The sequence below is a fragment of the Pseudomonas sp. HN8-3 genome (genome assembly GCF_020790195.1).
In the GTDB taxonomy this organism is placed as follows: domain Bacteria; phylum Pseudomonadota; class Gammaproteobacteria; order Pseudomonadales; family Pseudomonadaceae; genus Aquipseudomonas; species Aquipseudomonas synxantha_A.
The window spans coordinates 4450001-4467649 of sequence record NZ_CP086206.1 but is presented as its reverse complement, the minus strand read 5'-3'; the positions used below and the strand labels follow the sequence as shown (position 1 = coordinate 4467649).

Below are 17649 nucleotides of genomic sequence, written 5' to 3'. Positions count from 1 at the left end.
CTTGGATCTCCTGTGTTCAGGAGGGCGGTATTTGCCATAATGCCGCTCGTTTTCGTACTACCACATAGGCCCGATATGCAGGAAAACGCCCACACCCTCGTCAAAGACGCCGCCCCCACCGGTACCCAAACCCTGTTGCGTGGCCTGGGCGTGGTGCACGCGGTGGCGGCTGGTGCGCGGGATCTGAAAGAGATTGCCCGGCGTATCGGCACTACCCGTAGCACTACCCACCGCCTGGCCAGTTGCCTGGTCGAGGAGCGTTACCTGCGCGTGGTGCCGCAGGTTGGTTACCTGCTGGGGCCAAAGTTGATCGAGCTGGGCTTCCAGGCCCGCGAAGAGCTACCGTTGGTAAGCCTGGCGGTACCCTATCTGGACGAGCTGTCGGCGCTCACCGGCGACACCATCCACCTGGCGATCCGTGAATACGACGATGTGCTTTACCTGCACAAGAACCCTGGCCGCAATGGCCCGGAAATGCGCTCGCGGGTCGGCCACCGTATGCCGCTGGCGCGCACCGGTATCGGTAAGGCGTTGTTGCTGGATGATTCGCCGCAGGAGTGGCAGCGCCTGTACCACGCCAGCTTGCCGGCGACGGGCAAAAGCCTGCAATGGCCGCAGCACCCGGAGCAATCCTGGGCGCAGTTCGAACAGCGCATGGGCGAGTATGTAGCGGGCGGGTATGCGTTCGACCTGGAAGACAACGAACCGTCGATCCGCTGTGTGGCCGCACCGGTGCGCGATGCCGGCGGGCGAATTGTCGCCGGCATCAGCATCGCCAGTACCGTGCCCTACATGCCGCTGGAGAAAATGGCCGAGCTGATCCCTGTGATCAAACAGGTCGCAGCCCGGCTGTCAGCGGAGTTGGGCGCCAAAGCCTGATCAGGCTTTGAGGCTCGCCATGTCGATAACGAAGCGGTACTTCACGTCACCGGCGATCATGCGCGTGTAAGCCTCGTTGATCTGGCGGATGTCGAGCATTTCGATGTCGCAGGTGATGTTGTGCTCGGCGCAGAAATCCAGGACTTCCTGGGTTTCGGCAATGCCGCCGATGAGCGAACCGGCCAGCACTTTACGGCCCAGCACCAGTTTCGCGGCGTTGACGGGCGGGTCTACCGGCTCGATCAGGCCGACCAGGATATGCACGCCGTCAAAGCGCAGTACATCGAGGTAGGGGTTCAGGTCGTGCTGCACCGGGATGGTGTCGAGCAGGAAGTCGAAGTGCCCGGCAGCGGCTTTCATCTGCTCGGCATCGGTGGACACGATCACATGGTCGGCGCCCTGACGGCGGCCTTCCTCAGCCTTGCTCGCCGAGCGTGTGAACAGCGTCACCTCGGCGCCCATGGCCTTGGCGAACTTGATGCCCATATGGCCCAGGCCGCCCATGCCGAGAATCCCGACTTTGTCGCCGGCCTTCACACCGTAGTGCTTGAGCGGCGAGTACGTGGTGATGCCTGCACACAGGATCGGCGCAGCGCTGGCCAGGTCGAGCTTGGCCGGGATCTTCACCACGAAGTGTTCGCTGACTACGATGCTGTCGGAGTAGCCGCCCATGGTGTTGCTGCCATCCACGCGGTCCGGGGTGGCGTAGGTCATGGTCGGGCCTTCGAGGCAGTATTGCTCAAGGTCTGACTGGCAGGCTTCGCAGTGGCGGCACGAATCCACCATGCAGCCCACGCCAACCAGATCACCGACTTTATGCGCGGTGACGTTGCCGCCGACGGCGGTGACCTTACCGACAATTTCATGGCCCGGCATCAGCGGGTACACGGCAATGCCCCACTCGTTGCGAGCCTGGTGGATATCGGAGTGGCACACGCCGCAGTAGAGGATCTCGATGGCCACGTCATCGACACGCGGGCTGCGGCGTTCAAACGACATAGGGGCGAGGGGAGTGGTGGCCGACTGGGCGGCATAACCGATGGCGGTGTACATGAAGAAACCTCGCAAAAAAGCAATGACAAGTGAGGCGAGCCATTCTGCGTACCGAGCGCACCGGCGGCCATGGCGATTGCTCCGAGTCTCATGCCTATTCGTCCGACACTGCCTCAAGTTTGGATGTATTGGTCGCCAGACCTGCGATGATGCTCTCATCCCTAATTCGCGAAGTTTTTTGCCATGTTGCTGACCCGCCATCTCGATGCCAATGCCACCCTGGTCGCCTTGATTGAGGGCCTTGCATCCCGCGACGGTTTTTCCCCGACTCATCTGCCCGGTGTAAAGGTATTGCGCGCCAGTTGCGATGTGGCGCGTGGGCCACAGATCTACGAGCCGAGCCTGATGTTCGTGGCCCAAGGCAGCAAAGTCGCGTACCTGGGCCCGCGTACCCTGGAGTATGGCGCCGGGCACTATCTGATCCAGGCGATGCCGGTGCCGTTCGAGTGCGAGACTTTTGCCATGGCGCCCGATGCGCCGCTGTATGGCGTGACGGTGGGCATCGACCGGGTGGTGTTGGGCGAGTTGGTGATTGCGATGGGTATGCAGGCCGGGCCGCCGCCTACGGCGCAGACGTTGGAGTCGATGAGTTCGGTGGTGCTCGATGACGTCATGCGTGGATGCGTCGAACGGCTGTTGCAGTGCCTGCACGATCCGCTGGAAAGCCGGATCATGGGCCCGGCGCGGGTGCGCGAATTGTTGTTCACCGCCTTGCGCGGGCCGCAGGCGGATGTGCTGCGTGCATTGGTGGAACAACAGGGGCAGTTTTCGCGCATCGCCACCTCATTGAATCACCTGCATGCCCATTATGCCGAACCGCTGAATATCGAGACGCTGGCCGGGTATGCGCACATGAGTGCGTCGACCTTTCATGAACATTTCAAGCGTTGCACCTTGTTGTCGCCGGTGCAGTACCTCAAGCGCCTGCGACTATTGAAGGCCCAACAGTTGCTGCTGGTGGAGGGCATGAGCGTGGCGCAGGCGGCGCACAGCGTGGGGTACCAGAGTACGTCGCAGTTCAGTCGCGAATATAAGCGTTACTTTTTGCGTAACCCTGGTGAAGAGCGAGCCGCCTGAGTCTGCCAGGTACGCCTGCCAGATAAGCCTTGCTTGCATGAACATCGAATAGGGAGGCAATACCTGATAACTGTTTCAGCGCGGTGGCAACGGAACTGCTCTGGCTCGTTATGCACTCACGATTGCACCAGGCGAATTAGCGTCTGGGACCAAGGAGGTAGTGCGCGTGAAAGTTCAGCCCCTCACTCATACGATGCTTATCAGCACTCAGCAATCCGTTTCTGCACTGCCTGCAAACCCTGTAACCGCAGGTGAGGTTAACGGTTCGGCAGGCATGAAAGTGAGTGTTGTCAACAACACGACAGTCGCCCCTGACCCGAGTCACGAACTTGATTTTTCCAAGGGTGTAATTTACGGCTCGCTCGATGTAACACCGCCTACCGCAAGGTATACGTTTGGCGAGCGTGAACGGCGAATCAATGCCTATGCTAGTCGCGTTGTTGCGCAGATACGGACTATGGAAACTGGCGACGAAGGCCAACGCAATATCAGATTCCAGCACCTGCGTCCGTTCTTGGAGCCTGCAGGTTATTTCAGCGGTGGATTGCTGGCGGCGGGGTACGACCCACATCAAAAAATCACGGTGACGTTCCAGTCTTACGTCAAGGAACTCAATGGTGTCTCGCATCTGACTAATCAGGATGAACGCACCTACTTGGCATGGCAAATTGCAGCCGGTGCGTTGAAGCACGATAAAGTGGCGCCGGGGGGGCAGTTGAACGCCCAAGGCATGCATATCAATGCGCAGGCCAAGGATATGATCAACGAACTTGAGGCCCTGGGCAGCGTACTTCAACGTCATTGGGAGCAAGAAATAGCCAAGCCGATGCGCGACCCTGAGGGCAAGCTAGCAGAGCGCTCGGGGAAAGCGGACGCCTATGTGCTCAAGGGGACATTGCAAGGTCTGCATGACGACAAGGCTACGTTCAGTCAGCTTACGCCGGCGGGCCAGAAAGCCATCATTCGTACACTTGAGGACAATGGAAACGTCGTTGTTCCAAATATATACGGTTACTCTCTGGCAGGTTATGCCTTTGTTCCTTATGTCCATTATCACGGTGATTATGACCATCGACCTGATAAAGGCTTAATGGTCGATTTGAGACGCGGCACTGTCAGTGAATTGCACGGGGATGATGACTTTGCCAAATGGGCTGAAAGAAATCGTGCTCATGTGCAGAACAGTTTCAACGCCCGTGACCGGCAAGGCGGCACAGACGCGCATTGGCCAAGGGCAGACTATGTTCTGGGGGCGCTTATTCACGGTAATAGCGCCACCTTCCCAGGCAGAAAAAATCTGCTTGCGGATAGGGCCGTACCCGTTCGGGAGACATTCAATTACACCCAATCGAGAGACAGCGATTATTACCTGAAGTTTGGCGATCTGAAGAGCGGCATTGCCTCTCACTTTCAGGCTGTTAACGCAAAAGACGCAAGGTGGGCCGACCAGACTGAGGTCTTTGGTGCGTCGCAGCAGAACTGGAAAGCCGCGAAAGAATTTTGGGGCAATACCTTCGGTTACCTGCCCATCATCGGTAACACCGGCAACATTGTCTTCGGGGTTCATGACGCCGTTGATGGCATGACGCAAAATGATCGAGTAGCCGGCGGTGCCGCAGCGGTGATCTCAGGTTTGCAACTGGCCCATGAAATTGCCATGGCGAAGGCAAATGTAGAGTTGGGAGAACCCTCGTTAACCAATAGCACTGCCGCCCAACACTACCGCTGGGAACTTGACTCACAGACAAACGACCTGCAATTGATGAGAGCGCCCAATGCTGGCGCTTCTTTTCCAGGTATGCGGGAAATCGAGTTAGGTGGCAGACCCTATTACGTCGCCAATGCCCCTGATGCCGGGGACGGCACGCATTACATTTTGCGTGTAGTCGATCCACATGACCCCGACCAGTTGGCCAGTAGCGCCATTGTTGCCAAGCCCGATGCTCAGGGTGTTTGGCGTCGAAGAGGAGTCACGGGCGGTGGGCTGGATGAACTTGAGGGACGATTGAAATACCCCGTCGGGTTTGGCTCCCATGCGATGGTGTATGCCGACCCGGACGGTGCTGACTATGTGATCAAAGTAACGTTCCCTTTACCGGCTGCCAAGCGCATTGCCGATATGAAAAATGAGGTGGCGTTATTTAACCGATATTATGGAGAACAGCGTGCGACGTTCCTTGGCAGCAATGCTGCTGACACCGTTTCCTATATGCGTATGCCCAAAGTGCCGGGAGAATCGCTTGAGCAACTGATGGCCGGGGATAAAGCCTTGCCAGAGGGCTTATCAGCCAGCGTGTTGAATATGCTGGTCGAATTGGAAAACGCCGGCATTGCTCACAATGATTTGGCCGCAAGGAATATTCTTTACGACGCCAATACTCGCAAGTGTTATCCGGTGGATTTTGGTTCGGCGAAGACGGCAGGGGTTAACCTGGCACAGTCCGATGACCGCTACAGTATTTGGGAGCTCAGGGAACAGATTCAACCGGATAACCAATCTTTTGAAGAAATGGTCGAATTGTTGGAGTCGTTGAAAACCAATGCCGTCAGTTGAGCCGATCAGCGATTTCAACACCGCTGACAGCGCGTCCACCGGCTGAATCGAAGAAGCCATTGATTCAGCCGGTGCAGCCTGATCGTAGAACCACTATTCGAGCGGCCTTACATATTCGGGTAAGTCGGCCCGCCCGCACCTTCCGGCGTCACCCAGGTAATGTTCTGCGAAGGGTCCTTGATGTCACAGGTCTTGCAGTGCACGCAGTTCTGGGCGTTGATCTGGAAGCGCTTCTCGCCGTCCTCCTTGGTCACCACCTCATACACGCCGGCCGGGCAGTAACGCTGTGCCGGTTCATCGTAGAGCGGCAAGTTGGTGCCGATCGGGATGCTCGGGTCTTTGAGCTTCAGGTGGCACGGCTGTTCTTCTTCATGGTTGGTACCGGAGATGAACACCGAGCTCAGTTTGTCGAAGCTCAGCTTGCCGTCGGGTTTGGGGTAGGCGATCTTCTGGCTGTCTTTGGCCAGCTTCAGGCAGGCGTAGTCCGGCTTGGTGTCGTGCAGGGTGAAAGGAATCTTGCCGCCGAAAATGTTCTGGTCGAGCCAGTTGAAACCGCCGCCGATGATCGCGCCGAACTTGTGCACGGCCGGGCCGAAATTGCGGCTGGCGAACAGTTCTTCGTACAGCCAGCTGGCTTTGAAGCTGTCGACATACGCGGTCAGTTCATCACCCCCTTCGGATTCGGCAAACAGGCGGTCGGCCACGGCGTCGGCGGCGAGCATGCCGGACTTCATGGCGGTGTGGCTGCCCTTGATCTTGGCGAAGTTCAGGGTGCCGAGGTCGCAACCGATCAGTGCACCGCCCTTGAAGACCATCTTTGGCAACGAGTTCAACCCGCCTTTGCAGATCGCGCGGGCGCCGTAGCTGACCCGCTTGCCGCCTTCCAGGTATTGGGCCAGCACCGGGTGGTGCTTGAGGCGCTGGAATTCATCGAAGGGCGAAAGGAAGGTATTGCTGTAGGACAGGTCGACGATCAGACCGACCACGACTTGATTGTTTTCCAGGTGATAGAGGAACGAGCCACCGGTGTTCTCGTTACCCATGATGTCCAGCGGCCAACCGGCGGTGTGCACCACCAGGCCTGGCTGGTGCTTGGCTGGATCGATTTCCCAGATTTCCTTGAGGCCGATGCCGTAGTGCTGGGCGTCGGCGTCGCTGTCCAGGTTGAAGCGCTGGATCAGTTGCTTGCCGATGTGTCCACGGCAACCCTCGGCGAACAGAGTGTATTTGCCACGCAGCTCCATACCTGGGGTATACAGGCCGTCTTTGGGCTTGCCTTCGCGGTCGACGCCGAGGTCGCCAGTGATGATCCCGCGCACCACGCCGTTTTCATCGAACAGGGCTTCCTGGGCGGCGAAGCCTGGGTAGATTTCCACGCCCAGGTTTTCGGCCTGCTGGGCCAGCCAGCGGCACAGGTTGCCCAGGGAAATGATGTAGTTGCCTTCGTTGTGCATGGTCTTGGGCACAAAGAAGTCGGGAACCTTGGTGGAAGTATCGCCGCTGCGCAGTACATAGATGTCATCGCGCACCACCGGGGTGTTGAGCGGGGCGCCGAGCGCTTTCCAGTCCGGGAACAGTTCGTTCAGGGCGCGGGGTTCAAACACGGCACCGGAGAGGATGTGGGCGCCGACTTCGGAGCCTTTCTCGACCACGCAGACGCTGATTTCCTTACCGGCTTCGGCGGCCTTCTGCTTCAGTCGGCAGGCGGCAGACAGGCCAGCCGGGCCGGCGCCGACGATGACCACGTCGAATTCCATGTATTCGCGTTCCACAGGCTATCTCCTACTCAAGGCTCAACAGGCTTTTTTTTCTAATGGGTGGAGGTTCGGTAGCGTCATGCACAACGGCACGACCCACCTGTCTCTCTAGGTGGCGCATTATATATAGACCACTGGCAGCGTCCAATACAAACGTTTGTTTGAATTGCCCGCAGCCTAGGTAAATCAAAGCAACGGGGCTTATGACTGACCATTTTGCCGTATTGACCAGAATAGGCGTTCCGGTCAAGATACGGTCGGTTTCGCGCTTCCCGTAGGCAGACTGCAGGTTTCAAGAGCACGTCCAAAGGTAAGCTGGTGTGCAGTTTACACGCCGCGATAAAGAATGACCTCTCAGTCACCGCTGACGAACGGTCATCATTTTCCCGTGTGCAAGGCCACTGCCGAGGTCTTTGGAGGTGCCCTTGTGTGCCGATGAGCATCAACCGCCAGGTTCGCCTAGGCGACTTTCTTTTCACCGGAGAGTAACGAGGAATCCATGAAGGTTCTTGTAGCTGTCAAACGCGTTGTCGATTACAACGTGAAAGTTCGCGTCAAGGCGGACAATTCCGGCGTCGACCTTGCTAACGTCAAGATGTCGATGAACCCTTTCTGCGAAATCGCTGTGGAAGAAGCCGTACGCCTGAAAGAGAAAGGCGTTGCGACTGAAATCGTCGTGGTGTCCATCGGTCCGACCACTGCCCAAGAGCAGCTGCGTACCGCTCTGGCCCTGGGCGCCGACCGCGCCATTCTGGTGGAGTCCGCTGAAGAACTGACTTCCCTGGCCGTTGCCAAACTGCTCAAGGCCGTTGTCGACAAGGAACAGCCTCAGCTGGTGATCCTGGGCAAACAAGCCATCGACAGCGACAACAACCAGACTGGCCAGATGCTGGCTGCACTGACCGGTTACGGCCAGGGTACCTTTGCTTCGAAAGTCGAAGTGAGTGGCGACAGTGTTGCGGTCACCCGTGAAATCGACGGCGGCGCCCAGACGGTTTCCCTGAAACTGCCGGCCATCGTCACCACCGACCTGCGTTTGAACGAGCCGCGCTATGCGTCCCTGCCAAACATCATGAAAGCCAAGAAGAAGCCGCTTGAATCGGTGACTCCGGATGCTTTGGGCGTTTCCACCGCCTCCACCAACAAGACCATCAAAGTTGAAGCGCCGGCTGCACGCAGCGCGGGCATCAAGGTCAAGTCGGTGGCTGAACTGGTCGAGAAACTGAAAAACGAAGCGAAGGTGATCTGATCATGGCTATCCTCGTAATCGCTGAACACGACAACAAGGTGCTGGCCCCTGCCACCCTGAACACCGTGGCTGCCGCCGCTAAAATCGGTGGTGACATCCACGTACTGGTTGCAGGCCAAGGCGCTGGCGCCGTGGCTGAAGCGGCTGCAAAAATTGCAGGCGTGAGCAAAGTCCTGAACGCTGACAATGCCGCTTACGCGCATCAGTTGCCGGAAAACGTGGCTCCTCTGGTTGCAGAGCTGGGCAAAAGCTACAGCCACATCCTGGCTGCCGCTACTTCCAACGGCAAAAACATCCTGCCACGCGTTGCCGCGCAGCTGGACGTTGACCAGATCTCCGAGATCATCTCGGTAGAAAGCGCTGACACCTTCAAGCGCCCGATCTACGCCGGTAACGCCATCGCTACCGTGCAGTCCAACGCCTCGGTCAAGGTCATCACCGTACGCGCCACCGGTTTCGACCCGGTTGCCGCCGAAGGTGGTTCAGCCGCCGTTGAAGCCGTCTCCGCTGCCCACGACGCGGGTACTTCCAGCTTTGTTGGCGAAGAGCTGGCCAAGTCGGACCGTCCTGAACTGACCGCCGCCAAGATCGTCGTTTCCGGCGGGCGTGGCATGCAGAATGGTGACAACTTCAAACACCTGTACGCCCTGGCCGACAAGCTGGGCGCTGCGGTCGGCGCTTCTCGCGCAGCCGTGGACGCAGGCTTTGTACCCAACGACATGCAGGTCGGCCAGACCGGCAAGATCGTTGCGCCACAGCTGTACGTTGCCGTCGGTATTTCCGGTGCGATCCAGCACTTGGCCGGCATGAAAGACTCCAAGGTGATCGTTGCGATCAACAAGGACGAAGAAGCACCGATCTTCCAGGTGGCCGATTACGGCCTGGTGGCGGACTTGTTCGAAGCCGTACCAGAGCTTTCGAAGCTGGTCTAATCCAGCTGCTTCACTTATAAAGAGCCCGGTCTTATGACCGGGTTTTTTTTTACTTATCAGGAGAACCTTGCCATGGAGTTGCGCCCCTGGACTTTACTGCTGGGCCTCACGCTGCTGCCGAGCCTGTCATTCGCCGCCGGCAAATGCGAACGCCTGGTGATCACCGGCAGCCCGGACGCACCGCCCTTGCTGTGGCGCGACCCCCAGGACCCCACGCACCTGATCGGCGCTACCGCCGACGTGTTGCAACAAGTGGGCAAGGACCTTGGGTTGAAAATCGACCTGCTCTACGGCGGCAAACGCTCCCTGGCCTTGGATGAGGCGCGCAGCGGGCGCATGGATATTCTCGCTGATGCTCCACTGAATCTCGGTGAGCTGGACAACTTCGACTACATCCATCCGGCGTTGATGCAGACCGACTACCTGGTCTGGACGCGCAGGGAGTCGCCGCTGGCCTATACCACGGCGGCTGACCTGCACGGCCACAAGGGTGCGGTATCGGAGCGCGCCCGTTTGAGCGCTGAATTCGAAACCTTCGCCGGCCGACAGCTCAGCCTGCAACGCCTGCCGAATCTCACGCCGGCGTTCCAGAAACTGTTACTGGGGGAGGTGGACTACGTGCTGGCGGGACGCTATTCCGGCATGGCCATGGCCCAGACTTTGGGCATGAGTAACGACTTGGTTGCCCATGAGGTGCCTGTCGATCAGCCCGGGTTGTACCTGGCGATTTCCCATAACTCGGCGTGCAATGATCCTTGGCTGCGCGGACAGCTGACCAAAAAGATGACAGAATTGCCCGCGTCCGGTGTCGCGCAAGCCGCGCTGCAGCGCAATCTGGAGCGCTGGAAAGCGCAATTGCAACAACCCGTCGGCACCCCAACAAAGTAGGGATTTACAGTGATTTTTCGACCTCTTTTCGCGGCCCTCGCCGTTGTCGCTCTGGCGGGATGTGCAACCGATCCTGCGCCGAATGAACAAATGCGCCTGACCCAGCAAGCCCTGGAGCAAGCCAACGCGGTCGGGGTCAACGCCGATGAATCGCCCGAACTGAAACTGGCCGAAGAAAAATTCGCCAGGGCCAAGTCCAACATGGCCGACCAATCCTACAAGCGCGCGCGTATGCGGGCCGAGCAGGCCGAGCTGGATGCGCGCCTGGCCGAGGCAAAAGTGCTGACCGCCAAGAGCCAGGAACAATTGAACGTGCTTAATACCCGTATCACTCGCCTGCGCAAGCAACTGCAATTGGGAGACGCGCAATGAGCCCGATGATCCGTGGTTTGAGCTGTGCGTTGCTCTTGGGCAGTGCGGCACTGGGCGGATGCGCCAGCCAGCCCAGCAGCGAGCAGGCATTGCAACAGGCGGGCGATGACTTCCAGAAGGTCAAGGAAGACTCCAATGTGCTGCGCTTTGCGCCCAAGGATGTGATCCGCGCCGGCGAGTCCCTGGCCCGTGCCGATCGCCTGTCCAGCTACTGGGGCAGCGGCTCCGACGTGGTGCATTACGCCTACCTGAGCCAGCGCTACAGTGCCATCGCCCGCGAACACACCGAGCAGGGCCTCAATGCCGAGCGCGGCACCCAGCTCGAGTTGGAGCGTCAGCGCCTGCAACTGGCCCTGCGCGAAAACAAGCTGGCCAGTGTGCAGCAGCAGGGCAAGTGGGTTGAAGCGCAGATCGCCAGCCTCACCACCCAGACCGACCGAGGCCTGGTGATGACCCTGGGGGATGTGTTGTTCGATACCGGCGAAGCCGAACTGCAAAACTCGGCCAGCCGCACCGTGCTCAAGATCGTGCAGTTTCTGCAACTGAACCCCAAGCGTCGGGTGCGTATCGAGGGCTACACCGACAACACCGGGGGCGAGCAGGAGAACCTCAAACTGTCTCGTGACCGCGCCCAATCGGTGGCAGACCTGTTGATGGACCTGGGTGTCGACGACAAGCGTATCGAAGTCCAGGGTTACGGTGATCAATACCCGGTGGAAGCCAATGCCTCCGAGCGTGGCCGCGCGCAGAACCGCCGGGTGGAAATCGTGTTCTCTGACGAGAAGGGCCAACTGGGTGCCGCTCGCTAAAGTCTGACGCAATTGCATGTGGGAGGGGGCTTGCTCCCGATAGCGGTAGTTCAGTTGCAACATCTTCGACTGATACACCGTCATCGGGAGCAAGCCCCCTCCCACATTTTGTCACGCGTACTCCCTTCACAGTTTTTGCTGTCACTACGGTTCGCGCTCGATTATTGTGTTAACTGTCCCCGTACACTTCTAAACTGTGCTGGTATGTTTCACACAAAAATAAAATAGCCGTGAAATCGAGTGCTGCGTCATGACCAATCTGTTGCTTTACCAACGTATTGCCCAGCAACTGGCTGAGGATATCCGGCGCGGTGTCTACCAACCGGGAGAGCGCGTGCCCTCTGTGCGCAAGATGAGCTCCCAGCTCAATGTGAGCCATGCCACGGTGTTGCAGGCCTACGCCAACCTGGAAGACCAGGGGTTGATTCGGGCGCGGCCGCAATCGGGTTATTACGTGCACCAGACCCCGGCACTCACGGCGCCGACGCCAGACATCGCCCGGGTCGAGCGCCCGGGGCTGGTCACCCGCAGCAGCATCATCCAGCAGGTGTTGGTCGAGTCACGCCGTGAAGGCGTATTCCCCCTGGGCGCTGCGGTGCCGAGTGTGGACTACCTGCCGGTACGGGCGCTGCACCAGCAGTTGGCCAAGGTCACGCGGTTCCAGAGCCCACGGGCCTTCAGCTACATGTTCAGCCCCGGCTTTGAACCGTTGCGTCGCCAGGTGGCGATCAGAATGCGTGATGCCGGCGTAGTCGTGGATCCGTCCGAAGTGGTGATCACCCACGGTTGCGTCGATGCGTTGCAGATGTCCTTGCGCGTGCTGACCCGGCCCGGCGACTTGATCGCCGCCGAATCACCGACTTACTACGGCTTGCTGCAACTGGCCGATTTGCTCGGCCTCAAAGTCATCGAGATCCCCAGCGACCCCGCCACAGGCATGAGCCTGGAAGCCCTGCAATTGGCGGCCAACCAATGGTCGATCAAAGCGTTGGTGCTGACTACGCGCCTGAGCAACCCCTTGGGCGGCACCATGCCGGAGGAGCGGCAGAAGCAATTGCTGCGCCTGGCGTCGGATTTCGATATCCAGATCGTCGAGGACGATATCTATGGCGAGCTGATGTTCGAACTGGGCCGCACCAAGGCCCTGAAAGCCTATGACCGTCTTGACCGGGTCATCTATTGTTCGAGTTTTTCCAAGACCTTGTCCCCGGGCGTACGCATCGGCTGGATGATCGCCGGCAAGTACCAGCAGGAGATTCAGCGCCTGCAAATGTTCAGCACTCACTCCGCCTGCAGCGTCACGCAGATGGGCGTGGCGGCGTACCTGGAAAACGGCGGCTACGACCGTCACCTGCGTTACATTCGCCAGGAATACCGCAAGAACCTCAGCGCCTTCCAGCTGGCGGTGCAGCAATATTTCCCCGAAGGCACCCAGATGACCCGTCCGACCGGCGGCTTTATCCTGTGGGTCAGTTTGCCGGGGCGGGTCAATACCCAGGAGCTGCACGTGCGTGCCCTGCAACAGGGCATCAGCATTGCACCAGGGCTGATCTTCAGTAATACCGAACAGTTCAACCACTGCATCCGTCTCAATTGCGGCACCCCGTGGAACCGCGAGGCAGAGCGGGCGTTGATGACCCTGGGCATGCTTGCCAGCCAGCTGTGCCAGGAAACTGCAGCAGGTTTTTGAGGGGGGCAGAGGGGACAACATTGATCTGCGCCCTTGTCATGCCACGCACAACAAGCGAGCATATGGCCTTCTGCCGTTAATGCTGTTGGCGATATGACGTCTATTTTTCGTGTAACTTTGGTGATTGGCCTGTTAAGCCTGTGCAACGTCTGCACTGTGCTGGCTGCAACGCCGGTGGCTGACGTTAAGCCCGCCGCAAGTGCCGAGCAGAAAACGTCGGCCAAGCAGCCAACGCCCGCAAAAAAAGCCCCAGCCACCGTGAAAAAAGCGGTGAAGACCAAAAAGCGCGCACCTGTGGCGAGTAAGTCCAAGTCGGCCCATGAAGTGGCCCAGACCAAACTGCCACCGGCACAGTTGGACCTGTCCCTGCCTTCGGACATGGTCAGGCACTTGCAGCCGATCGGCACCATGCCCAAACCCAAGAGCGTGCCCTTGCTGCCGCCGATGTTCGGCGAAAAGCCCACCGATAACAGCGCGTTCCAGATCAACGGCCGCTTGCTCAGCAATGAGATGAAGCTGCAACTGCGTAACGATGAGCGTCGCGATGTAGAAGGCGCCGCGCTGGATTTCGAATTCAAGCAATAAACTGTTCAGTCACAGGTGACCCGGGTTGCCGACCATCTGTCGTAGACTGGTCGGTCATCTTTGTTTTGTGCGAAAAACCCCTGTTGGACCATTTTAAAACGGCTGTTTAAGGGCGTACTCTAGCCCGGCCATCCTATTGAGTCGTCGAGGACCTGCTGGTCATGAAATGCCGTGAAGGCTGTGGCGCATGCTGCATCGCCCCCTCCATCAGTTCACCGCTGCCGGGAATGCCCCAGGGCAAACCTGCAGGCGTGCGTTGTCTGCACCTGTCGGTGGAACAACTGTGCCAGCTGTTCGGTCAACCGGAACGTCCGGCGGTGTGCAGTGATTTCAAGGCGGATATCGAGGTCTGCGGTAACGACCAGGCCGATGCGATTCGCTTGATCGGCTGGTGGGAGCAAATGACGGCGGCTTGATGGGCTTTACTATCGGAACTTCAACAACAAGGAATACAACGATGGGTTCGCTGAAACGAATGGCTGTGGTGTGCGGTTTTACGATGATGTTCGCGGCCACTGCCCAGGCTGAGGATTGGCAAGTTGCCAAGGACGAAGACGGCATCAAGATTTCGCTGAGCGAAATGGCCGGCTCCAAGTACAAAGCCTATCGCGGTGTCACAGTAATCAAGGCGCCTGTCGCCAAAATCCAGGCTTTGCAGGAAGACGTCGCGGGGGCCTGCGCGTGGATCCATGAATGCAAATCCCAGAAACTCGTCGACAAGAAAGGCGACGAGGCATGGACCTACACCCAGTTCAAGGCGCCGTTCCCTGTGACGGATCGTGATTCGTATATCCACGTCACCACCACCAAAGCCGCTGACGGTAGCGTTACGCGCAAGCTGGTAGGCGTGCCGACTTACAAGCCTGAAGAAAAAGGCTACGTGCGAGTGGCCCAGGTTGATGGCTTCTGGAAACTGGTGCCCAAAGGTGCCAACGAAACCGAAGTGACCTACCAGGTACACACCGAACCAGGCGGCAGCGTGCCGTCGTGGTTGGCCAACAAGTTCGTGGTGGACGCGCCGTTCAACACCTTGAAAGCCTTGAAGGAACACGCTGAAAAATAAGCGCTGTTGATCAGGTGCCTCCGGGCTTGAGTGGAACGTTTGGCGAGCCCTCAAGGTCCAGATAAATGTAAGCCCACCAATGGGTTTTATCGAGGAGGCACCGATGCCGAAGTGGAATGTTTCTTTCATCAATGACCGCGGCGAGCCGGTAGTCGAGCAATTCGAGTGCGAGCATGAGCCGACGCTGGAAGAAGCCGCACAGATGGTGCGCGTGCGTGTGTCGCCGGTGTTGGAAAAGCTGGACCTTAACGATCTTGCCGATCGTGTTCCCGACCCCACGGTCAAGAGCCTGCATGATCAAAACGGTATCAAAAATCTCAAGGTCGAACCCGCGGCCTGAATATTCCCTGTCTGCCTTTCAAGCACCTCTGGTGGAGGTGATAGCTTCGCGCTACTCTGCAATCGAGATCAGCGAATGAATCGCTAAGGTCTGGTCTTGTCAGCTACATGCTTGTTTTCCAGCGGTGTTGTTCCTGCCGTAGTACTCGCGCCAGCAGGGCGCGAGCTTCGGGAAGCACGGAAAGTCTATCCATCATTTGAGGAGCACTTTTCATGAGCACAGCCTATCAAGAAGACATCAGCACCAACGTTCTGCGCCGCATGAAAGAAGGCGGTTTTGATTTTTCGCGTTTTCACCCCATCGAGTTCTACGCCATTTTCCCGGATGAGGAACGGGCGCGCAGGGCTGCGGGTCGATTTCGTGGAGAGTCCCTGAATGCCCAGGTCAGTGCGCGCGATGACGGCGCCTGGTACCTGGAGCTGAGCAAGGTCATGTTCGCCACCTACGACGGTATAGGAGACTTTGAGCAAGACTTTGAAGCGGTGGTCGAACCGCTCGGCGGCATCATCGAAGGATGGGGCGTCAAGCAGGAGGTGCGTGGGTTACCCATGTAGCAAGTGTTATGAGCAGCGCAGCGTATCGGCTGACCTTTGGGTCGGCCGTTTTTGTTTGCAGGGCTGCACATCGCAGTCTTGCGCGCAAAAAAAACCACCCGGATAGGGTGGCGGAAAGGGAACCTTGAGGAGTAAATCAGTACAACAGGTAACACATTACCGATTGCGCAAAAGCGTTGGCTGTAGGACATCTCCTGATCAGCTGATGGAAGCGATTATGTGCGGTGTCCGCCGAGCCGTGAAATCAACTCTGACTATGCTGTTGATAGTCAAAGCGCGCGTTGCAATGAAGCACCCCACATCACAGCGGGCGTTCTGCGCACCAGGACGGTGCGGCGAAGCCGCTTGGTTTATTCAACTCATTGATAACCAAGTGTTTATGTCGATGGCACGGGCCTTGCGAAGGTTCTTGCGTCCCAGTGACAAGGAGTACGGCATGATCCGCACTTATTACGATGAAATGTACGATGGGGCAGGGCAGGTGCGCGCCCATTACCGCGAGTTCGCCCGCTGGCTCGCCGATACCCCTGCCGAACTGCTGGCCCAGCGTCGGCGCGAAGCCGATTTGCTGTTCCACCGCGCCGGCATCACCTTCACCCTCTACGGAGACGAGCAGGGCACCGAACGCCTGATCCCCTTCGACACCATCCCGCGCAGTATTCCCGCCAGTGAATGGCGGATCGTCGAACGTGGATGTATCCAGCGGGTCAAGGCGTTGAACATGTTCCTCGCCGACCTGTATCACGAACAGCGCATCATCAAGGCCGGTATCGTGCCCGCCGAACAGGTGCTGGCCAACGAGCAATACCAGTTGGCAATGCAGGGGCTGGATCTGCACCGCGATCTGTATTCCCACATCTCTGGGGTAGACCTCGTACGTGATGGCGATGGCACCTACTACGTGCTGGAAGACAACCTGCGCACGCCCAGCGGTGTCAGCTACATGCTCGAAGACCGCAAGATGATGATGCGTCTGTTCCCCGAGTTGTTCGCCGCCCAGCGCATCGCGCCCATCGACCATTACCCCAACCTGCTGCTCGATACCCTCAAAAGCGCCAGCCCTCTGGATAACCCCAGCGTGGTGGTGCTGACCCCGGGGCGCTTCAACAGTGCGTTCTTTGAGCATGCCTTCCTGGCCCGGGAAATGGGTGTGGAACTGGTGGAGGGCGCGGATTTGTTTGTGCGTGATGATCGCGTGTTCATGCGCACCACCGACGGCCCCAAGGCTGTCGATGTGATCTACCGCCGCCTCGACGATGCTTTCCTCGACCCCTTGGCATTCAACCCCGACTCGATGCTCGGTGTCCCTGGCCTGCTTGCGGCCTATCGCTGTGGCAATGTGGTGCTGGCCAATGCCATCGGCACCGGGGTCGCGGACGATAAATCGGTGTATCCGTTCGTGACAGAAATGATCCGTTTCTATCTGGATGAAGAACCGATCCTGCAGAACGTTCCGACTTTTCAATGCCGCAAGCCTGACGAACTGTCCCACGTACTGGCTAATCTGCCCGACCTGGTGGTCAAGGAAACCCAGGGCTCCGGTGGCTACGGCATGTTGGTTGGCCCGGCGTCCACGACGGCCGAAATCGAAGCGTTCCGTGCGCGTATCAAGGCCAAGCCCCACGCCTATATCGCACAGCCGACCCTGTGCTTATCCACCTGCCCGACCTTCGTCGAAAACGGTATCGCGCCCCGGCATATCGACCTGCGCCCGTTCGTGTTGTCCGGCAAGGAAACCCGGGTGGTGCCTGGCGGCCTGACCCGCGTGGCGCTGCGCGAAGGTTCGCTGGTGGTCAACTCGTCCCAGGGCGGCGGCACCAAAGATACCTGGGTGGTCGAGGACTGAT

17 protein-coding genes are annotated in these 17649 nt (G+C 58.6%); 15 read left to right on the top strand and 2 right to left on the bottom strand.

Features of this window, described 5'->3' with window-relative positions; genetic code table 11:
- Positions 1–75: 75 nt before the first annotated feature.
- A complete protein-coding gene (locus LJX92_RS19790; RefSeq protein ID WP_228308853.1) occupies positions 76–879 on the top strand; it encodes an IclR family transcriptional regulator in 804 nt (267 codons plus the stop codon).
- Here the strand turns inward: LJX92_RS19790 and LJX92_RS19785 are convergent, their stop codons facing one another.
- Positions 880–1932, bottom strand: coding sequence for an NAD(P)-dependent alcohol dehydrogenase (locus tag LJX92_RS19785; RefSeq protein WP_228308852.1), 1053 nt, complete (start codon positions 1930–1932; stop codon positions 880–882).
- Between the two features lie 183 nt (positions 1933–2115).
- Between LJX92_RS19785 and LJX92_RS19780 the strand changes: the two genes are divergently transcribed.
- Together LJX92_RS19780 and LJX92_RS19775 are read left to right on the top strand one after the other, a co-directional pair.
- The gene (locus LJX92_RS19780; RefSeq protein ID WP_005790482.1) at positions 2116–3009 is read left to right on the top strand and encodes an AraC family transcriptional regulator; all 894 of its coding nucleotides are present in this window, start codon (positions 2116–2118) and stop codon (positions 3007–3009) included.
- Positions 3010–3175: 166 nt separating this feature from the next.
- Complete coding sequence (locus tag LJX92_RS19775) at positions 3176–5563, top strand: hypothetical protein (protein ID WP_228308851.1); 2388 nt, start codon at positions 3176–3178, stop codon at positions 5561–5563.
- Between the two features lie 107 nt (positions 5564–5670).
- On the opposite strand, the gene LJX92_RS19770 is transcribed toward LJX92_RS19775, so the two are convergent.
- The gene (locus tag LJX92_RS19770) at positions 5671–7335 is read right to left on the bottom strand and encodes an electron transfer flavoprotein-ubiquinone oxidoreductase (RefSeq protein WP_032879883.1); all 1665 of its coding nucleotides are present in this window, start codon (positions 7333–7335) and stop codon (positions 5671–5673) included.
- Between the two features lie 484 nt (positions 7336–7819).
- Here LJX92_RS19770 and LJX92_RS19765 point away from each other — a divergent pair, with 484 nt between their 5' ends.
- From LJX92_RS19765 to LJX92_RS19710, 12 genes are all read left to right on the top strand, one after another.
- Positions 7820–8569: an electron transfer flavoprotein subunit beta/FixA family protein gene (locus LJX92_RS19765; protein ID WP_005790477.1), complete on the top strand. Its 750-nt coding sequence runs from the start codon at positions 7820–7822 to the stop codon at positions 8567–8569.
- Between the two features lie 2 nt (positions 8570–8571).
- Entirely contained in the window at positions 8572–9501 is a 930-nt protein-coding gene (locus tag LJX92_RS19760) for an electron transfer flavoprotein subunit alpha/FixB family protein (protein ID WP_228308850.1), read from the top strand.
- Between the two features lie 72 nt (positions 9502–9573).
- A complete protein-coding gene (locus LJX92_RS19755) occupies positions 9574–10389 on the top strand; it encodes a substrate-binding periplasmic protein (RefSeq protein WP_103733850.1) in 816 nt (271 codons plus the stop codon).
- A gap of 9 nt (positions 10390–10398) precedes the next feature.
- Complete coding sequence (locus LJX92_RS19750; protein ID WP_005790472.1) at positions 10399–10761, top strand: DUF4398 domain-containing protein; 363 nt, start codon at positions 10399–10401, stop codon at positions 10759–10761.
- Entirely contained in the window at positions 10758–11570 is an 813-nt protein-coding gene (locus LJX92_RS19745; RefSeq protein ID WP_005790469.1) for an OmpA family protein, read from the top strand. The genes LJX92_RS19750 and LJX92_RS19745 overlap by 4 nt, the downstream gene beginning before the upstream one ends.
- A 250-nt stretch (positions 11571–11820) precedes the next feature.
- On the top strand, positions 11821–13260 hold the full coding sequence (locus tag LJX92_RS19740; RefSeq protein WP_005790467.1) for a PLP-dependent aminotransferase family protein: 1440 nt from the start codon (positions 11821–11823) through the stop codon (positions 13258–13260).
- A gap of 93 nt (positions 13261–13353) precedes the next feature.
- On the top strand, positions 13354–13845 hold the full coding sequence (locus LJX92_RS19735; protein ID WP_078822081.1) for a translation initiation factor 2: 492 nt from the start codon (positions 13354–13356) through the stop codon (positions 13843–13845).
- A 161-nt stretch (positions 13846–14006) separates the two neighbouring features.
- On the top strand, positions 14007–14261 hold the full coding sequence (locus LJX92_RS19730; RefSeq protein ID WP_005790462.1) for a YkgJ family cysteine cluster protein: 255 nt from the start codon (positions 14007–14009) through the stop codon (positions 14259–14261).
- A gap of 41 nt (positions 14262–14302) precedes the next feature.
- On the top strand, positions 14303–14908 hold the full coding sequence (locus LJX92_RS19725; RefSeq protein ID WP_032879886.1) for an START domain-containing protein: 606 nt from the start codon (positions 14303–14305) through the stop codon (positions 14906–14908).
- A gap of 79 nt (positions 14909–14987) precedes the next feature.
- Entirely contained in the window at positions 14988–15248 is a 261-nt protein-coding gene (locus tag LJX92_RS19720) for a hypothetical protein (RefSeq protein WP_005790458.1), read from the top strand.
- 212 nt (positions 15249–15460) lie between these two features.
- The gene (locus LJX92_RS19715; protein ID WP_005790456.1) at positions 15461–15802 is read left to right on the top strand and encodes a ribonuclease E inhibitor RraB; all 342 of its coding nucleotides are present in this window, start codon (positions 15461–15463) and stop codon (positions 15800–15802) included.
- A 436-nt stretch (positions 15803–16238) separates the two neighbouring features.
- Positions 16239–17648 carry a circularly permuted type 2 ATP-grasp protein gene (locus tag LJX92_RS19710; protein WP_005790454.1) on the top strand — a complete coding sequence of 470 codons (1410 nt, stop codon included), beginning with the start codon at positions 16239–16241 and terminating at the stop codon, positions 17646–17648.
- Position 17649: the final 1 nt, after the last annotated feature.